A 13,506-nucleotide genomic window follows, 5' to 3' on the forward strand; every position below is an offset into this window, starting at 1 on the left:
GCGGCCAGGTGCTGTGCAAGCCCGGTTCGATCAAGCCGCACACCGAGTTCGAGGCCGAGGTCTATGTCCTGTCCAAGGACGAAGGCGGCCGTCACACGCCGTTCTTCAAGGGCTACCGTCCGCAGTTCTACTTCCGCACCACCGACATCACTGGCGCCGTTGAGCTGCCGGAAGGCGTCGAGATGGTGATGCCGGGCGACAACGTGAAGATGGTGGTCACCCTGATCAACCCGGTGGCGATGGACGAAGGCCTGCGCTTCGCGATCCGCGAGGGCGGCCGTACGGTCGGCGCCGGCGTGGTGGCCAAGATCATCAAGTGACCATTTGGCCCCTAGCCGCGTAGCGGCTAGGGTTTTGCCAAATGGTCATCCCCGCGCAGGCGGGGATCCACAAGCAAGCCGCCAAGATGCTGGCAAAGCTCCAAACTAGCCTTGTCACGTCGTCATCCCCGCGAAGGCGGGGATCCAGGCCGACAGATTGGCCCCTAGCCGCGTAGCGGCTAGGGTTTTGCCAAATGGTCATCCCCGCGTAGGCGGGGATCCACAAGCAAGCCGCCAAGATGCTGGCAAAGCTCCAAAACTAAGTGTATGATTCGCGCCCGACTTAACAGGCCGGGCGTGTTGTTGCAGTATCCGCCAGCGCCTCCTGGGAGGTCGCCGGTTACCGCGAAAAGAGGTGCAGGAAGCGCCTCGTGTTCGCCAGACAAGGAAATGTCGCGTGATGGCCAGAATTGGCGCCCCCGCTATTGACGGGGCGATTCACGCGTCTTATACTTTTCTGTCTGGGCGGGCCGGTTTACCGGGCCGCCTAGCTTTTCAGGATGAATCCCCACAATGCGGTCGCGGGTTCCAGCAGCGGCTAGCGGGGAAATAACCAGCAAGATCAATCAGGGGCAAGGCATCCCAGAGGCCGCGCCCGTCGCTCTTTTAACCAAGGAAACTCCGTCATGGCGGACCAAAAGATCCGGATCCGGCTCAAAGCGTACGATCATCGCCTGATCGACCGTTCGGCCAGCGAGATCGTAGAAACGGCCAAGCGGACCGGCGCGCAAGTGCGCGGCCCGATCCCGCTGCCGACCAAGATCGAGCGCTACACCATTCTCACCTCGCCGCACGTCGATAAAGACGCGCGTGACCAGTACGAGACCCGCACGCACAAGCGCGTGCTCGATATCGTCGACCCCAACGACAAGACCGTGGACGCGCTGATGAAGCTCGAACTGGCTGCCGGCGTCGACGTCCAGATCAAGCTGACCTGAGGCCACTGACATGACCGCGAAGAAATATTCGTTGGGTCTGGTCGGCCGCAAGGCTGGCATGACCCGGGTGTTCACCGAAGATGGCAAGTCCATCCCGGTCACCCTGATCGAAGCAACCCCGAACCGCATCACCCAGCTCAAGACCCCCGAAACCGACGGCTACAGCGCCGTGCAGGTGGTGGTGGGCACGCGTCGCGCCGCGCTGATCAACAAGCCGGCAGCTGGTCACCTGGCCAAGGCCAAGGTCGAAGGCGGTCGTGGCTTGTGGGAACTGCGTGTGGAAGACGACAAGCTGGGCGACTTCACCGTCGGCGGCGAAATCAAGGCCGACATCTTCGAAGTGGGTCAGAAGGTCGATGTCCAGGGCGTGACCAAGGGTAAGGGCTTCCAGGGCACCATCAAGCGTTGGAACTTCACCATGGGCGACGCCACCCACGGTAACTCGTTGTCGCACCGCCAGCCGGGTTCGCTCGGTCAGCGGCAGACGCCGGGCCGTGTGTTCCCGGGCAAGAAGATGTCCGGCCACATGGGTGCGGTGAACCAGAGCACGCAGAATCTGGAAGTCGTGAAAGTCGATGTCGAGCGCGGACTGATCGCCATTCGTGGCGCAGTGCCGGGTGCCCCGGGTGGCGACGTGATCGTGCGTCCGTCGAGCAAGGGATAAGGGAGAACGATGATGGAACTTGCCATCACAGGCAGCGCCAACAAATTGTCGGTTTCCGACGAAGTGTTTGGCCGCGAATTCAGTGAAGACCTGGTTCACCAGGTCGTGGTCGCGTACCGCAATGCGGGCCGCGCCGGCACCAAGGCGCAGAAAACGCGCTCGGAAGTCAACGGCACCACCAAGAAGTCAAAGAAGCAGAAGGGTGGCGGTGCACGCCATGGCGCCCTGACCGCTCCGATCTTCGTGGGCGGCGGCCGGACCTTCGCCGCCAAACCGCGCAGCTTCGAGCAGAAAGTCAACCGCAAGATGTACCGCGCGGCGATGAAGGCCATCCTGTCGGAACTCAACCGCCAGGGTCGCCTGATGGTCGTCGACTCGTTCGACGTCGATTCGGCCAAGACCACCGGCCTGATCGCCAAGCTCAAGGGCCTGGAAGTCGGTCGCCGTCCGCTGATCGTCACCGAAGAGGCCTCCGAGCATCTGTACTTGTCGGCCCGCAACCTTCCCTACGTGGAAGTGCGCGACGTGCAGGGCCTGGATCCGGCCTCGCTGGTCGGCGCCGACACCGTGGTGATCACCGCCGATGCGGTCAAGAAGATCGAGGAGTGGCTGGCATGAGCACCGCCGTCAAAATCAGCAACGAAAAAATCTTCAGCGTGCTGCGCGCTCCTCGGGTCTCCGAGAAGACCGCTCGTCTGCAGGAAGTCTCCAACCAATACGTCTTTGAAATCTCGAGCACCGCTACCAAGGCCGAAGTGAAGGCCGCGGTCGAGCAGCTGTTCGACGTCAAGGTCGAAGGCGTCAACGTGCTGAACGTCAAGGGCAAGAACAAGTCCTTCCGTAACCGCACCGGCAGCCGCGGCAGCTGGCGCAAGGCGTATGTGCGTCTGGCCGAAGGCCAGGCCATCGACGTAACCGCCAAGGCCTGAGGAACATCCCATGCCATTAATGAAATTCAAGCCCACTTCGCCCGGCCGCCGTTCCGCGGTCCGCGTCGTGACGCCCGACCTGCACAAGGGTGCGCCGCACGCGCCGCTGCTCGAGCCGCAAAGCAAGAGCGGTGGCCGTAACCACCACGGCCGCATCACCACCCGTCACATCGGTGGTGGCCACAAGCAGCACTATCGTCTGATCGACTTCAAGCGCGACAAGGTCGGCATTCCCGCCCGCGTCGAGCGCATCGAATACGATCCGAACCGCACCGCCCATATCGCGCTGCTTTGCTATGTCGACGGCGAACGTCGTTACATCATCGCGCCGAAGGGTCTGAAGGCGGGCGACCAGGTCATCGCAGGTAGCGATGCCCCGATCCGCGCCGGCAACACGCTTCCGCTGCGCAACATCCCGGTCGGCACCACGATCCACGCCATCGAGATGAAGCCGGGCAAGGGCGCGCAGATCGCTCGCGCCGCCGGCGCCGGCGTGCAGCTGGTCGCACGCGAGCAGGGTTTCGCCACGCTGCGTCTTCGCTCCGGCGAAATGCGCAAGGTGCAGATCGAGTGCTGCGCGACCATCGGCGAAGTCGGCAACACCGAGCACAGCCTCGAGAAGCTGGGTAAAGCCGGTGCCAAGCGTTGGCGCGGCATCAAGCCGACCGTTCGCGGCGCGGCCATGAACCCGGTCGATCACCCGCACGGTGGTGGTGAGGCCAAGGCCGGCCAGGGCAACCCGCATCCGGTCACCCCGTGGGGCGTACCGACCAAGGGTTACAAGACGCGCCATAACAAGCGCACCCAGCAATTCATCGTCCGCGATCGTAGGGGCTAATCGACCATGGCACGTTCACTCAAGAAGGGCCCATTCGTCGACCATCACCTCATCAAGAAGGTGGAGGCCGCCGGTGGCAGCAAGCGTCCGATCAAGACCTGGTCGCGTCGTTCGATGATCCTGCCGGAAATGGTGGGTTTCACCATCGCCGTGCACAACGGCAAGAACCATATCCCGGTGCTGGTCAACGAGAACATGGTCGGCCACAAACTCGGCGAGTTCGCCGTCACCCGTACCTTCAAGGGTCACGGTGGCGACAAGAAAGCCGCGCCGGGCAAGCGTTAAGGAGATGACCATGGAAGCTAAAGCCATCCTGCGCACCGCGCGCATCTCCGCACAGAAAGCCCGCCTGGTCGCCGACCAGGTGCGCGGCCTGTCGGCCGAACGCGCCGTCAACTTGCTGAAGTTCTCGGACAAGAAAGCGGCGCACATGATCAAGAAAGTGGTTGAGTCGGCGATCGCCAATGCCGAGAACAACCAGGGCGCCGATGTCGACGAACTGAAGATCGTGACCATCATGGTCGACGAAGGTCCGTCGCTGAAGCGTTTCATGGCGCGGGCCAAGGGCCGCGGCACCCGTATCCTCAAGCGCACCAGCCACATCACTGTGGTTGTGGGCGCAGGCAAGTAAAGGCGGAAGGAAAAAACGATGGGTCATAAAGTTCATCCGATCGGGTTCCGCCTGGGCATCGCCAAGGACTGGAACTCCAAGTGGTTCGCCAAGAAGGGCCTGTATGCCGAGTATCTGGCTGCCGACCTCAAGGTGCGCGAAATGCTGCGCAAGAAGCTGGCGCAGGCAGGTATCTCCAAGATCCTGATCGAGCGTCCCAACAACACCGCACGCGTGACCATCCACACCGCCCGTCCGGGCGTGGTGATCGGCAAGCGCGGTGAGGACATCGAGAAGCTGCGCAAGGAAGTGAGCGACCTGATGGGCGTCCCGGCGCACATCAACGTCACCGAAGTGCGCAAGCCGGAACTGGACGCGCAGCTCGTTGCCGAGTCGATCGCCCAGCAGCTCGAGCGCCGCATCATGTTCCGCCGTGCGATGAAGCGCGCGGTCGGCAACGCGATCCGTCTTGGCGCCCTGGGCATCAAGGTCAACGTCGGTGGCCGCTTGAACGGTGCGGAAATCGCCCGTTCGGAGTGGTACCGCGAAGGCCGCGTGCCGCTGCACACGCTGCGCGCCGACATCGACTACGGTTTTGCCGAGGCGAAGACCACCTACGGCATCATCGGAATCAAGGTGTGGGTTTACAAGGGCGAAGTGTTCGACTTCTCCCAGATTGGCCAGGAAAAGCAGGACGAAGCGCGCCCCGAGCGCAGCGAACGTCCGTCGCGTCCGGCCCGTGACCGTGACGCGAGGTAATCGGCCATGTTGCAACCAAAACGTACCAAGTACCGCAAGCAGCACAAAGGCCGCAACGACGGCCTGAGCTGGAGCGGCAATCTCGTCAGTTTCGGCGAGTACGGCCTGAAGGCCACTGCGCACGGTCAGCTGACCGCGCGCCAGATCGAGGCCGCGCGCCGTTCCATCAGCCGTTACGTCAAGCGTGGCGGCAAGATGTGGATCCGCGTGTTCCCCGACAAGCCGATCACCAAGAAGCCGATCGAAGTCCGCATGGGCTCCGGTAAGGGCAACGTGGAATATTGGGTGGCTCAGATCCAGCCGGGCCGCATGATTTATGAAATCGAAGGCGTCACCGAGGAAATCGCACGCGAGGCTTTCCGCCTGGCTGCTGCCAAGTTGTCTGTGACCACCACTTTCGTTACCCGGACGGTGCGCTAATGGAACTCAAACAACTCCGCGAGAAGTCGGCGGACCAGCTGAACGAACATCTGACCGACCTGCGCAAGGAGCAGTTCTCCCTGCGCATGCAGCAGGTCACCGGTCAGCTGCCGAAGACCCATGAGACCCGTCGGGTTCGCCGCGAGATCGCTCGCGTCAAGACCCTGCTCGGCCAGCCGCAACCGAGCAAGCAGAAGTAAGGACCGCCGTGATGAGCGACAACAAAGAGAAATCTCAGCGCACGGTCGAAGGCCGCGTCGTGAGCAACAAGATGGACAAGACCGTCACCGTACTGGTGGAGCGTCAGGTCAAGCATGCCCTGTACGGCAAGTACATCCGCCGTTCCAGCAAGCTGCACGCCCACGATGCCGACAACGCCTGCAACGAAGGCGACGTGGTCCGCGTGGTCGAAATCGCCCCGCTGTCCAAGACCAAGAACTGGCGCGTGGTGGAAATCGTCACCCGTGCGGCCGTCTAACAAGGAAACCTGAATCATGATCCAGATGCAGAGCTACCTTGACGCGGCCGACAACTCCGGCGCCAAGGAACTGATGTGTATCAAAGTGCTGGGCGGCTCCAAGCGCCGTTATGCGCACATTGGCGACATCATCAAGGTGACCGTCAAGGACGCCATCCCGCGCGGCAAGGTCAAGAAGGGCGAAGTCTACGACGCCGTCGTGGTGCGTACCCGCAAGGGTGTGCGTCGTGCGGACGGTTCGCTGATCCGCTTCGATGGCAACGCGGCCGTGCTGCTCAACAACAAGCAGGAACCGATCGGTACCCGCATCTTCGGGCCAGTAACCCGCGAGCTGCGTTCCGAGAAGTTCATGAAGATCGTTTCGCTCGCGCCTGAAGTGCTCTGAGCCGAGGACTTATATATGAACCGTATCAAGAAGGGCGACCAAGTGGTCGTCATCGCCGGCAAGGACAAGGGCAAGCGTGGTGACGTGGTGCGTGTGGACGGCGATCGCGTGATCGTCTCCAACGTCAACATCATCAAGCGCCACACCAAGCCGAATCCGCAGGCGGGTGTCGCCGGCGGCGTGGTCGAGCGTGAAGCTTCGATGCACATCTCCAATATCGCGCTGTTCAACCCGGCTTCCGGCAAGGGCGAGCGTATCGGTTTCAAGGTGCTGGAGGATGGACGCAAATTGCGTGTGTTCCGCTCCAGCGGTGAGGCGCTCGACGCCTAAGGAATGAAGTCATGACCACCCGTCTCGAAAAGTTCTACAAGGAACAGGTTGTTCCCAGCCTGACCGAGAAGTTCGGCTACGCCAATCCGATGGAAGTGCCGCGCATCACCAAGATCACCATCAACATGGGCGTGGGCGAAGCCGCGACCAACAAGAAGATCCTGGAGAACGCGGTCGCCGACCTGGCCAAGATCACCGGCCAGAAGCCGATCACGACCAAGTCGCGCGTTTCCGTGGCTTCGTTCAAGATCCGCGACGGCTGGCCGATCGGCTGCAAGGTGACCCTGCGCCGCGCGAAGATGTACGAATTCTTCGATCGTCTGGTCAACGTGTCGCTGCCGCGCGTGCGCGACTTCCGCGGCGTGTCCGGCCGTTCGTTCGACGGCCGCGGCAACTACAACATGGGCGTGAAGGAACAGATCATTTTCCCGGAAATCGACTTCGACCAGGTCGACGCGGTCCGCGGCATGGATATCGCCATCACCACCACCGCCAAGACCGACGCCGAAGCCAAGGCGTTGCTCGAAGCTTTCAAATTCCCGTTCCGCAACTGATTCGCTAAGGAAACCTGAGCATGGCAAAGACCTCAATGGTTAACCGCGACATCAAGCGGGCCAAACTGTCCAAGAAGTACGCCGCCAAGCGCGAAGCGCTGAAGAAGACCATCTCCAGCCCGACCGCTTCGTACGAAGAGAAAATGGAAGCCGTGACCAAGCTGCAGAAGCTGCCGCGCGATTCGTCGCCCAGCCGCGAACGCAACCGTTGCGCGCTTTCGGGCCGCTCGCGCGGCGTCTACAGCAAGTTCGGCCTGGGCCGCAACATGCTGCGCAAAGCCACCATGAACGGCGACGTTCCCGGCCTGCGCAAGGCCAGCTGGTAAGAAAGCCGGGATTAGGGATTGGAGATTCGGGATTGGCGAAAGCGCTTTCCCCAATCCCGAATCTCCAATCCCTAATCCCAACCTAAGATTTTCGCGAAAGCGGATATCGGTGCTACTCAAAGGGTAATACGCAATGAGCATGACTGATCCCATCGCCGACATGCTGGTCCGCATCAAGAATGCGGCCGCTGTAGGCAAGCCGACGGTGAAGATGCCGTCTTCCAACATCAAGGTCGCCATCGCCGGCGTACTGAAGGCCGAAGGCTATATCGCCGATTCGCGCGTCAACACCATCGACAACAAGCCGCAGCTCGAGATCGTGCTGAAGTACTTCGAAGGCAAGCCGGTGATCGAGCGCCTGACCCGCGTGTCCCGTTCGGGCCTGCGCAAGTACAGCGGCAAGGCCGATCTGCCCAAGGTGCTGGACGGCCTGGGCGTCGCCATCATTTCCACCTCCAAGGGCATCATGACCGACTCGCAGGCGCGCCAGCAGGGCGTCGGCGGTGAAGTCCTGTGCTTCGTGGCTTAAGGGAGTAAACGTATGTCCCGTGTAGCCAAACAGCCGATCACCCTGCCGAAGGGCGTCGATTTCAATAATCAGTCCGATACGCTGAGCGTCAAGGGCCCGAAGGGCACCCTGTCGCTGGTCAAGCCGTCGGGCGTCGAGATCAAGCTCGAAGACGGCGTGCTGAACCTGTCCCCGGCCACCCCGGCCGACGACGCCATCACCGGCACCATCCGCGCGATCCTGGCCAACATGGTCAAGGGCGTGTCCGAAGGCTTCGAGCGCAAGCTTGAGCTGGTGGGCGTGGGTTACCGCGCTGCCATGGCCGGCAAGGACCTGAACCTGTCGCTGGGCTTTTCGCACCCGGTGCTGTTCAAGACCCCGGAAGGCATCACCATCACCACCCCGACCCAGACCGAAATCCTGGTGCAGGGCTCGGACAAGCAGCGCGTCGGTGAAGTGGCCGCCAAGATTCGCGGTTTCCGTCCGCCGGAGCCCTATAAGGGCAAGGGCGTGAAGTACTCCGACGAAGTCATCATTCGCAAGGAAGCCAAGAAGGCCTAATAAGGCTTATCCGCTTCCCAAGGATCAAGATCATGAGCATCAAGAACAACGCCCGTCTCCGCCGCGCCAAGAGCACCCGCGCCCATATCCGTGTGCTCGGCGTGCCGCGCCTGTCGGTGCTGCGCACCGGCCAGCACCTGTATGCGCAGCTGTTCAGCGCCGACGGATCCAAGGTCATCGCCGCGGCCAACACGCTGCAGGCCGACGTCAAGGAAGGCCTGAAGAGCGGCAAGAACAGCGAAGCCGCCGCCCGCGTGGGCAAGGTCATCGCCGAGCGCGCCGTGGCCGCTGGCATCCAGAAGATCGCCTTCGACCGTTCGGGCTACCGTTACCACGGCCGCATCAAGGCCCTGGCCGACGCCGCCCGCGAAGCCGGCCTGCAGTTCTGATTGACGCACGCATATTGAAACAGGTGGGGCCTGTCCCCACGCTTTAACCCGCCGGCAGGGGATTCTGTCGGACGCACCGCGACTTTTGCGCGCGGCTGCGGCTCACCGTTCCATTCCACAACTATAAGCGGCTCAGCCGTAATCACTTACTCATCAAAGGAATACGCAGATGGCTGAAGAACAACGTGCACCGCGGGGTCGTGATCGCGACCGCAACCGCGAAGAGAAAGTAGACGACGGCATGATCGAGAAGCTGGTCGCGGTCAACCGCGTCAGCAAGACGGTCAAGGGCGGTCGCCAGTTCACCTTCACCGCGTTGACGGTGGTGGGCGACGGCAACGGCAAGATCGGTTTCGGCTACGGCAAGGCTCGCGAAGTGCCGGTCGCCATCCAGAAGTCGATGGAATATGCGCGCAAGGGCATGCTCAACGTCGACCTGAACAACGGCACCTTGTGGCACCCGGTCAAGGCCGGCCACGGCGCGGCGCGCGTGTACATGCAGCCGGCCTCCGAAGGTACCGGCGTGATCGCCGGCGGCGCCATGCGCGCGGTGCTGGAAGCGGTGGGCGTGAAGAACGTGCTGGCCAAGGCCGTAGGTTCGCGCAATCCCATCAACCTGGTGCGCGCCACGCTGAAGGGCCTGGGCGACATGCAGTCGCCGACCCGCATCGCGGCCAAGCGCGGCAAGAAGATCGAGGAACTCAATTATGGCAAGTGAGTCCAACAAGACCGGTACGGTCAAGGTCCGCCTGGTGCGCGGCCTGCGTGGTTCCCAGGGCATCCACCGCTTGTCGGTGAAGGCGCTGGGCCTGAACAAGCTCAACGATGTGCGTGAACTGAAGGACAGCCCGCAAGTACGCGGCCTGATCAACAAGGTTCACTACCTCGTACGCGTCGAGGAGTAATCGATATGCATCTCAATACATTGAAGCCGGGCGAAGGCGCCCGCACCGAGCGCAAGCGCGTCGGTCGCGGCATCGGTTCGGGCCTGGGCAAGACCTGCGGCCGCGGCCACAAGGGTTCGTTCGCGCGTTCGGGCAAGGGCAAGATCAAGGCCAAGTTCGAAGGCGGCCAGATGCCCCTGATCAAGCGCCTGCCCAAGGTCGGCTTCCGCTCGAAGCTGAAGCTGGACTGCGCCGAAGTGCTGTCCTACCAGTTGGACAAGCTCGAAGCCGGCGAGATCGATTTCGCCGCGCTGCGTGCCGCCAAGCTGGTGCCGACCTCGGCCAAGCGCGCCAAGATCGTCAAGAAGGGCGAGTTGACCAAGAAGTTCGTGCTGAAGGGCATCACTGCCACGGCCGGTGCCAAGGCGGCGATCGAAGCCGTCGGCGGCAGCGTGCAGGAGTAATCGACGAATGGCGCAAGGCAACACAGGCGGCGTAGGCGGGTTGGGCAAGTTCACCGAACTGCGCCAGCGTCTGCTGTTCGTGGTCGGTGCGCTGATCGTCTACCGCATCGGTTGCTTCATTCCGGTTCCCGGCGTGAACCCCGATGCGATGCTGGCGATGATGCAGGCGCAGGGCGGCGGCATCGTGGACATGTTCAACATGTTCTCGGGCGGCGCCTTGCACCGTTTCAGCATCTTCGCGCTCAACGTGATGCCCTACATCTCGGCGTCCATCGTGTTCCAGCTGGCCGTGCACATCTTTCCTTCGCTGAAGGCGATGCAGAAGGAAGGCGAATCCGGCCGTCGCAAGATCACCCAGTATTCGCGCATGGGCGCGGTATTGCTGGCGGTGGTGCAGGGCGGCAGCATCGCGGTCGCCTTGCAGAACCAGATCGCGCCGAACGGCATGCCGGTGGTGTACAGCCCGGGCATGGGCTTCGTGCTGACCGCGGTGGTGGCATTGACCGCAGGCACCATCTTCCTGATGTGGGTGGGCGAGCAGGTGACCGAGCGCGGCGTCGGCAACGGCGTGTCGCTGATCATCTTCGCGGGCATCGTAGCTGGCTTGCCGGTGGCGGTGATCAATACGGTCGAGGCTTTCCGCAACGGCACCATCAGCGCCATCGCCTTGATCCTGATCGTGCTGACGGTAGCGGCATTCACTTATTTCGTCGTCTTCATGGAGCGGGGGCAGCGCCGGATCACGGTGAACTACGCCAGGCGCCAGGGCGGCCGCAACGCGTACATGAACCAGACCTCGTTCCTGCCGCTCAAGCTCAACATGGCAGGTGTGATTCCGCCGATCTTCGCTTCCAGCATCCTGGCCTTCCCGGCCACGCTGGCGCTGTGGTCCGGCCAGTCCACCTCGACCGTGTGGCTGCAACGCATCTCCCAGGCGCTGGCGCCGGGCGAGCCGCTGCACATGATCGTGTTCGCGGCGATGATCATCGGCTTCGCGTTCTTCTACACGGCGCTGGTGTTCAACTCGCAGGAAACGGCCGACAACCTGAAGAAGTCGGGCGCGCTGATTCCGGGCATCCGTCCGGGCAAGGCGACCGCCGATTACGTGGATGCGGTGTTGACCCGTCTTACCGCGGTCGGTTCGCTGTACCTGGTCGCGGTCTGCCTGTTGCCGGAAATCATGCGTACCCAGCTGGGCACCTCGTTCTACTTCGGCGGCACCTCGCTGCTGATCGTGGTGGTGGTGGTGATGGATTTCATCGCCCAGGTCCAGGCGCACCTGATGTCGCACCAGTACGAAAGCCTGTTGAAGAAGGCGAACCTGAAAGGCGGCTCGCGCGGCGGTTTGTCGCGGGGCTAGAAACAACACCAGCAGGCTCGCGGGGCGGACGCTCCCGGGCCGGCGACTTAGATGGGCGGCCTGTGCAGCGATCTCGTGCGCGGGTGAGAATCAGTCAGTCCCTGCGCAAGAGTAGCGCGGGGCGAGAAGGGGAGAGGAACGGCGAAAGCCGGACATCGACCCGGATCAGGCAGGTTCCGGCGCCGGAGCATGGGCACACTCCCCATGCCGTGGTCCTGGCAGGCTTCGGCCTGCCAGGGCTTCCCAGAAACCCGAGATCTTGTTAAAATTCGTAGTTCACTCCGCCGGCTTGCACCGAATCCTCACGGATTTGCCTGCAATCGGGCCATCAAACACAGTTGGAGAGTCGCGTCATGGCGCGTATTGCAGGTGTCAACCTGCCTGCCCAGAAGCATGTCTGGGTCGGGTTGCAGAGCATTTACGGCATAGGCCGTACCCGGTCGAAGAAGGTCTGCGAAACCGCAGGCGTCACTTCCACCACCAAGATCCGTGACCTGTCCGAGCCGGAAGTCGAGCGCCTGCGCGCCGAAATCGGCAAGTTCATCGTCGAAGGCGACCTCCGTCGCGAAGTGGGTATGGCGATCAAGCGCCTGATGGACCTGGGCTGCTACCGCGGCCTGCGCCATCGCCGTGGCTTGCCGCTGCGTGGCCAGCGCACCCGTACCAATGCACGCACCCGCAAGGGTCCGCGCAAAGCCATCAAGAAGTAAGGGGCGCGCATCATGGCCAAACCAGCAGCAGCAAAAGTAAAGAAGAAGATCAAGCGCGTCGTCACCGACGGCGTCGCCCACGTCCACGCTTCTTTCAACAACACCATCGTCACCATCACCGATCGCCAGGGCAATGCGCTGTCGTGGGCCACTTCGGGCGGCGCGGGTTTCCGCGGTTCCCGCAAGTCCACGCCGTTCGCAGCGCAGGTCGCCGCCGAAAAAGCCGGCCGCGCAGCACTGGACTACGGTCTGAAGTCGTTGGAAGTGCGCATCAAGGGCCCCGGCCCGGGCCGCGAGTCCGCGGTGCGTTCGCTCAACAACGTTGGTTACAAAATCACCAACATCATCGACGTTACGCCTATTCCGCATAACGGTTGCCGCCCGCCTAAAAAGCGTCGCGTCTGAGGAGCTGAAGAGAAATGGCTCGTTATATTGGTCCTACCTGTAAGCTCGCCCGCCGCGAAGGCGTCGATCTTTCCCTTAAAAGCCCGGCGCGCGCGCTGGATTCCAAGTGCAAGCTGGAGCAGAAGCCCGGCCAGCACGGCGCTACCGCCCGCAAGGGCAAGCTGTCCGATTACGCCACCCAGCTGCGCGAAAAGCAGAAGGTCAAGCGTATCTACGGCCTGCTGGAGCGTCAGTTCCGCAACTACTACAAGAAGGCCTCGACCAAGAAGGGCAACACCGGCGAGAACCTGCTGCAGTTGTTGGAAACCCGCCTGGACAACGTCGTCTACCGCATGGGCTTCGCCATCACCCGTCCCTCGGCCCGCCAGCTGGTTTCGCACCGCGGCGTGCTGGTCAACGGCAAGTCGGTGAATCTGCCGTCCTACCAGGTCAAGGCCGGCGACGCGATCGAGCTTTCCGAAAAGGCGCAGAAGCAGTTGCGCGTCCAGGAATCGCTGACCGTGTCCGCACAGATGGACCTCAGCCCCTCGTGGGTTGAAGTGGACTCGAAGAAGTTCAGCGGCGTGTTCAAGGCCGTGCCGGATCGCGCAGATCTGCCTGCCGACATCAACGAAGCGCTGATCGTCGAGTTGTACTCGAAGTAATCCCATCACGAATCCCCGGATCAGCCGGGG

The 13,506-nt window shown here is 62.4% G+C and carries 25 protein-coding genes and 1 pseudogene; all 26 read left to right on the plus strand.

Features of this window, described 5'->3' with window-relative positions; all coding sequences use genetic code 11:
* Nucleotides 1-320, plus strand: a pseudogene (locus BLR66_RS17515) (elongation factor Tu); the annotation flags it as partial.
* Nucleotides 321-946: 626 nt separating this feature from the next.
* A complete protein-coding gene (gene rpsJ / locus BLR66_RS17520; protein WP_036212661.1) occupies nt 947-1,258 on the plus strand; it encodes a 30S ribosomal protein S10 in 312 nt (103 codons plus the stop codon).
* 10 nt (nt 1,259-1,268) lie between these two features.
* Entirely contained in the window at nt 1,269-1,922 is a 654-nt protein-coding gene (gene rplC, locus BLR66_RS17525) for a 50S ribosomal protein L3 (protein ID WP_093289946.1), read from the plus strand.
* A 12-nt stretch (nt 1,923-1,934) separates the two neighbouring features.
* Entirely contained in the window at nt 1,935-2,540 is a 606-nt protein-coding gene (gene rplD, locus BLR66_RS17530) for a 50S ribosomal protein L4 (RefSeq protein WP_093289947.1), read from the plus strand.
* Nucleotides 2,537-2,851: a 50S ribosomal protein L23 gene (rplW, locus tag BLR66_RS17535; protein WP_093289948.1), complete on the plus strand. Its 315-nt coding sequence runs from the start codon at nt 2,537-2,539 to the stop codon at nt 2,849-2,851. The genes rplD and rplW overlap by 4 nt, the downstream gene beginning before the upstream one ends.
* Nucleotides 2,852-2,861: 10 nt before the next feature.
* Nucleotides 2,862-3,689: a 50S ribosomal protein L2 gene (gene rplB / locus BLR66_RS17540; protein ID WP_093289949.1), complete on the plus strand. Its 828-nt coding sequence runs from the start codon at nt 2,862-2,864 to the stop codon at nt 3,687-3,689.
* Nucleotides 3,690-3,695: 6 nt separating this feature from the next.
* Nucleotides 3,696-3,974: a 30S ribosomal protein S19 gene (gene rpsS / locus BLR66_RS17545; RefSeq protein ID WP_093289950.1), complete on the plus strand. Its 279-nt coding sequence runs from the start codon at nt 3,696-3,698 to the stop codon at nt 3,972-3,974.
* Between the two features lie 10 nt (nt 3,975-3,984).
* Nucleotides 3,985-4,320 carry a 50S ribosomal protein L22 gene (gene rplV, locus BLR66_RS17550; RefSeq protein WP_093289951.1) on the plus strand — a complete coding sequence of 112 codons (336 nt, stop codon included), beginning with the start codon at nt 3,985-3,987 and terminating at the stop codon, nt 4,318-4,320.
* An 18-nt stretch (nt 4,321-4,338) separates the two neighbouring features.
* Nucleotides 4,339-5,058 (plus strand): 30S ribosomal protein S3, encoded by a 720-nt coding sequence (gene rpsC / locus BLR66_RS17555; RefSeq protein ID WP_093289952.1) that lies wholly within the window; start codon nt 4,339-4,341, stop codon nt 5,056-5,058.
* 6 nt (nt 5,059-5,064) lie between these two features.
* A complete protein-coding gene (gene rplP, locus BLR66_RS17560; RefSeq protein WP_093289953.1) occupies nt 5,065-5,478 on the plus strand; it encodes a 50S ribosomal protein L16 in 414 nt (137 codons plus the stop codon).
* Entirely contained in the window at nt 5,478-5,678 is a 201-nt protein-coding gene (gene rpmC, locus BLR66_RS17565; protein ID WP_093289954.1) for a 50S ribosomal protein L29, read from the plus strand. Before rplP ends, rpmC begins: the two co-directional genes overlap by 1 nt.
* A gap of 11 nt (nt 5,679-5,689) precedes the next feature.
* Nucleotides 5,690-5,956: a 30S ribosomal protein S17 gene (gene rpsQ / locus BLR66_RS17570; protein WP_093289955.1), complete on the plus strand. Its 267-nt coding sequence runs from the start codon at nt 5,690-5,692 to the stop codon at nt 5,954-5,956.
* Nucleotides 5,957-5,972: 16 nt separating this feature from the next.
* Nucleotides 5,973-6,341 (plus strand): 50S ribosomal protein L14, encoded by a 369-nt coding sequence (rplN, locus tag BLR66_RS17575; RefSeq protein ID WP_019186153.1) that lies wholly within the window; start codon nt 5,973-5,975, stop codon nt 6,339-6,341.
* A 15-nt stretch (nt 6,342-6,356) separates the two neighbouring features.
* Nucleotides 6,357-6,671 (plus strand): 50S ribosomal protein L24, encoded by a 315-nt coding sequence (rplX, locus tag BLR66_RS17580; protein ID WP_093289956.1) that lies wholly within the window; start codon nt 6,357-6,359, stop codon nt 6,669-6,671.
* Between the two features lie 11 nt (nt 6,672-6,682).
* Nucleotides 6,683-7,225 (plus strand): 50S ribosomal protein L5, encoded by a 543-nt coding sequence (gene rplE / locus BLR66_RS17585; protein ID WP_093289957.1) that lies wholly within the window; start codon nt 6,683-6,685, stop codon nt 7,223-7,225.
* Nucleotides 7,226-7,245: 20 nt separating this feature from the next.
* Nucleotides 7,246-7,551, plus strand: a complete 306-nt coding sequence (gene rpsN, locus BLR66_RS17590; protein WP_093289958.1) for a 30S ribosomal protein S14 — start codon at nt 7,246-7,248, stop codon at nt 7,549-7,551.
* 133 nt (nt 7,552-7,684) lie between these two features.
* The gene (rpsH, locus tag BLR66_RS17595) at nt 7,685-8,080 is read left to right on the plus strand and encodes a 30S ribosomal protein S8 (RefSeq protein ID WP_093289959.1); all 396 of its coding nucleotides are present in this window, start codon (nt 7,685-7,687) and stop codon (nt 8,078-8,080) included.
* Nucleotides 8,081-8,092: 12 nt separating this feature from the next.
* Entirely contained in the window at nt 8,093-8,620 is a 528-nt protein-coding gene (rplF, locus tag BLR66_RS17600; protein ID WP_093289960.1) for a 50S ribosomal protein L6, read from the plus strand.
* A 32-nt stretch (nt 8,621-8,652) separates the two neighbouring features.
* Nucleotides 8,653-9,009: a 50S ribosomal protein L18 gene (rplR, locus tag BLR66_RS17605; RefSeq protein ID WP_093289961.1), complete on the plus strand. Its 357-nt coding sequence runs from the start codon at nt 8,653-8,655 to the stop codon at nt 9,007-9,009.
* Between the two features lie 169 nt (nt 9,010-9,178).
* The gene (gene rpsE / locus BLR66_RS17610) at nt 9,179-9,727 is read left to right on the plus strand and encodes a 30S ribosomal protein S5 (protein ID WP_093289962.1); all 549 of its coding nucleotides are present in this window, start codon (nt 9,179-9,181) and stop codon (nt 9,725-9,727) included.
* The gene (gene rpmD / locus BLR66_RS17615; protein WP_093289963.1) at nt 9,717-9,914 is read left to right on the plus strand and encodes a 50S ribosomal protein L30; all 198 of its coding nucleotides are present in this window, start codon (nt 9,717-9,719) and stop codon (nt 9,912-9,914) included. The genes rpsE and rpmD overlap by 11 nt, the downstream gene beginning before the upstream one ends.
* Entirely contained in the window at nt 9,914-10,357 is a 444-nt protein-coding gene (rplO, locus tag BLR66_RS17620; protein ID WP_176943968.1) for a 50S ribosomal protein L15, read from the plus strand. Before rpmD ends, rplO begins: the two co-directional genes overlap by 1 nt.
* Nucleotides 10,358-10,364: 7 nt before the next feature.
* Nucleotides 10,365-11,717 carry a preprotein translocase subunit SecY gene (secY, locus tag BLR66_RS17625; RefSeq protein ID WP_093289965.1) on the plus strand — a complete coding sequence of 451 codons (1,353 nt, stop codon included), beginning with the start codon at nt 10,365-10,367 and terminating at the stop codon, nt 11,715-11,717.
* A 353-nt stretch (nt 11,718-12,070) separates the two neighbouring features.
* Nucleotides 12,071-12,427, plus strand: a complete 357-nt coding sequence (gene rpsM / locus BLR66_RS17630) for a 30S ribosomal protein S13 (protein WP_093289966.1) — start codon at nt 12,071-12,073, stop codon at nt 12,425-12,427.
* 12 nt (nt 12,428-12,439) lie between these two features.
* Nucleotides 12,440-12,832, plus strand: a complete 393-nt coding sequence (gene rpsK, locus BLR66_RS17635; RefSeq protein ID WP_093289967.1) for a 30S ribosomal protein S11 — start codon at nt 12,440-12,442, stop codon at nt 12,830-12,832.
* A gap of 14 nt (nt 12,833-12,846) precedes the next feature.
* Nucleotides 12,847-13,476, plus strand: coding sequence for a 30S ribosomal protein S4 (rpsD, locus tag BLR66_RS17640; RefSeq protein ID WP_093289968.1), 630 nt, complete (start codon nt 12,847-12,849; stop codon nt 13,474-13,476).
* Nucleotides 13,477-13,506: the final 30 nt, after the last annotated feature.

It is taken from the genome of Pseudoxanthomonas sp. CF125, from assembly GCF_900104085.1.
Taxonomy (GTDB): Bacteria; Pseudomonadota; Gammaproteobacteria; order Xanthomonadales; family Xanthomonadaceae; genus Pseudoxanthomonas_A.

What these genes read in the sequence shown, in the direction of transcription:
- rpsJ (WP_036212661.1), top strand. Translation starts at nt 947, where the DNA reads ATGGCGGACCAAAAGATCCGGATCCGGCTCAAAGCGTACGATCATCGC.
- rplC (WP_093289946.1), top strand. Translation starts at nt 1,269, where the DNA reads ATGACCGCGAAGAAATATTCGTTGGGTCTGGTCGGCCGCAAGGCTGGC.
- rplD (WP_093289947.1), top strand. Translation starts at nt 1,935, where the DNA reads ATGGAACTTGCCATCACAGGCAGCGCCAACAAATTGTCGGTTTCCGAC.
- rplW (WP_093289948.1), top strand. Translation starts at nt 2,537, where the DNA reads ATGAGCACCGCCGTCAAAATCAGCAACGAAAAAATCTTCAGCGTGCTG.
- rplB (WP_093289949.1), top strand. Translation starts at nt 2,862, where the DNA reads ATGCCATTAATGAAATTCAAGCCCACTTCGCCCGGCCGCCGTTCCGCG.
- rpsS (WP_093289950.1), top strand. Translation starts at nt 3,696, where the DNA reads ATGGCACGTTCACTCAAGAAGGGCCCATTCGTCGACCATCACCTCATC.
- rplV (WP_093289951.1), top strand. Translation starts at nt 3,985, where the DNA reads ATGGAAGCTAAAGCCATCCTGCGCACCGCGCGCATCTCCGCACAGAAA.
- rpsC (WP_093289952.1), top strand. Translation starts at nt 4,339, where the DNA reads ATGGGTCATAAAGTTCATCCGATCGGGTTCCGCCTGGGCATCGCCAAG.
- rplP (WP_093289953.1), top strand. Translation starts at nt 5,065, where the DNA reads ATGTTGCAACCAAAACGTACCAAGTACCGCAAGCAGCACAAAGGCCGC.
- rpmC (WP_093289954.1), top strand. Translation starts at nt 5,478, where the DNA reads ATGGAACTCAAACAACTCCGCGAGAAGTCGGCGGACCAGCTGAACGAA.
- rpsQ (WP_093289955.1), top strand. Translation starts at nt 5,690, where the DNA reads ATGAGCGACAACAAAGAGAAATCTCAGCGCACGGTCGAAGGCCGCGTC.
- rplN (WP_019186153.1), top strand. Translation starts at nt 5,973, where the DNA reads ATGATCCAGATGCAGAGCTACCTTGACGCGGCCGACAACTCCGGCGCC.
- rplX (WP_093289956.1), top strand. Translation starts at nt 6,357, where the DNA reads ATGAACCGTATCAAGAAGGGCGACCAAGTGGTCGTCATCGCCGGCAAG.
- rplE (WP_093289957.1), top strand. Translation starts at nt 6,683, where the DNA reads ATGACCACCCGTCTCGAAAAGTTCTACAAGGAACAGGTTGTTCCCAGC.
- rpsN (WP_093289958.1), top strand. Translation starts at nt 7,246, where the DNA reads ATGGCAAAGACCTCAATGGTTAACCGCGACATCAAGCGGGCCAAACTG.
- rpsH (WP_093289959.1), top strand. Translation starts at nt 7,685, where the DNA reads ATGAGCATGACTGATCCCATCGCCGACATGCTGGTCCGCATCAAGAAT.
- rplF (WP_093289960.1), top strand. Translation starts at nt 8,093, where the DNA reads ATGTCCCGTGTAGCCAAACAGCCGATCACCCTGCCGAAGGGCGTCGAT.
- rplR (WP_093289961.1), top strand. Translation starts at nt 8,653, where the DNA reads ATGAGCATCAAGAACAACGCCCGTCTCCGCCGCGCCAAGAGCACCCGC.
- rpsE (WP_093289962.1), top strand. Translation starts at nt 9,179, where the DNA reads ATGGCTGAAGAACAACGTGCACCGCGGGGTCGTGATCGCGACCGCAAC.
- rpmD (WP_093289963.1), top strand. Translation starts at nt 9,717, where the DNA reads ATGGCAAGTGAGTCCAACAAGACCGGTACGGTCAAGGTCCGCCTGGTG.
- secY (WP_093289965.1), top strand. Translation starts at nt 10,365, where the DNA reads ATGGCGCAAGGCAACACAGGCGGCGTAGGCGGGTTGGGCAAGTTCACC.
- rpsM (WP_093289966.1), top strand. Translation starts at nt 12,071, where the DNA reads ATGGCGCGTATTGCAGGTGTCAACCTGCCTGCCCAGAAGCATGTCTGG.
- rpsK (WP_093289967.1), top strand. Translation starts at nt 12,440, where the DNA reads ATGGCCAAACCAGCAGCAGCAAAAGTAAAGAAGAAGATCAAGCGCGTC.
- rpsD (WP_093289968.1), top strand. Translation starts at nt 12,847, where the DNA reads ATGGCTCGTTATATTGGTCCTACCTGTAAGCTCGCCCGCCGCGAAGGC.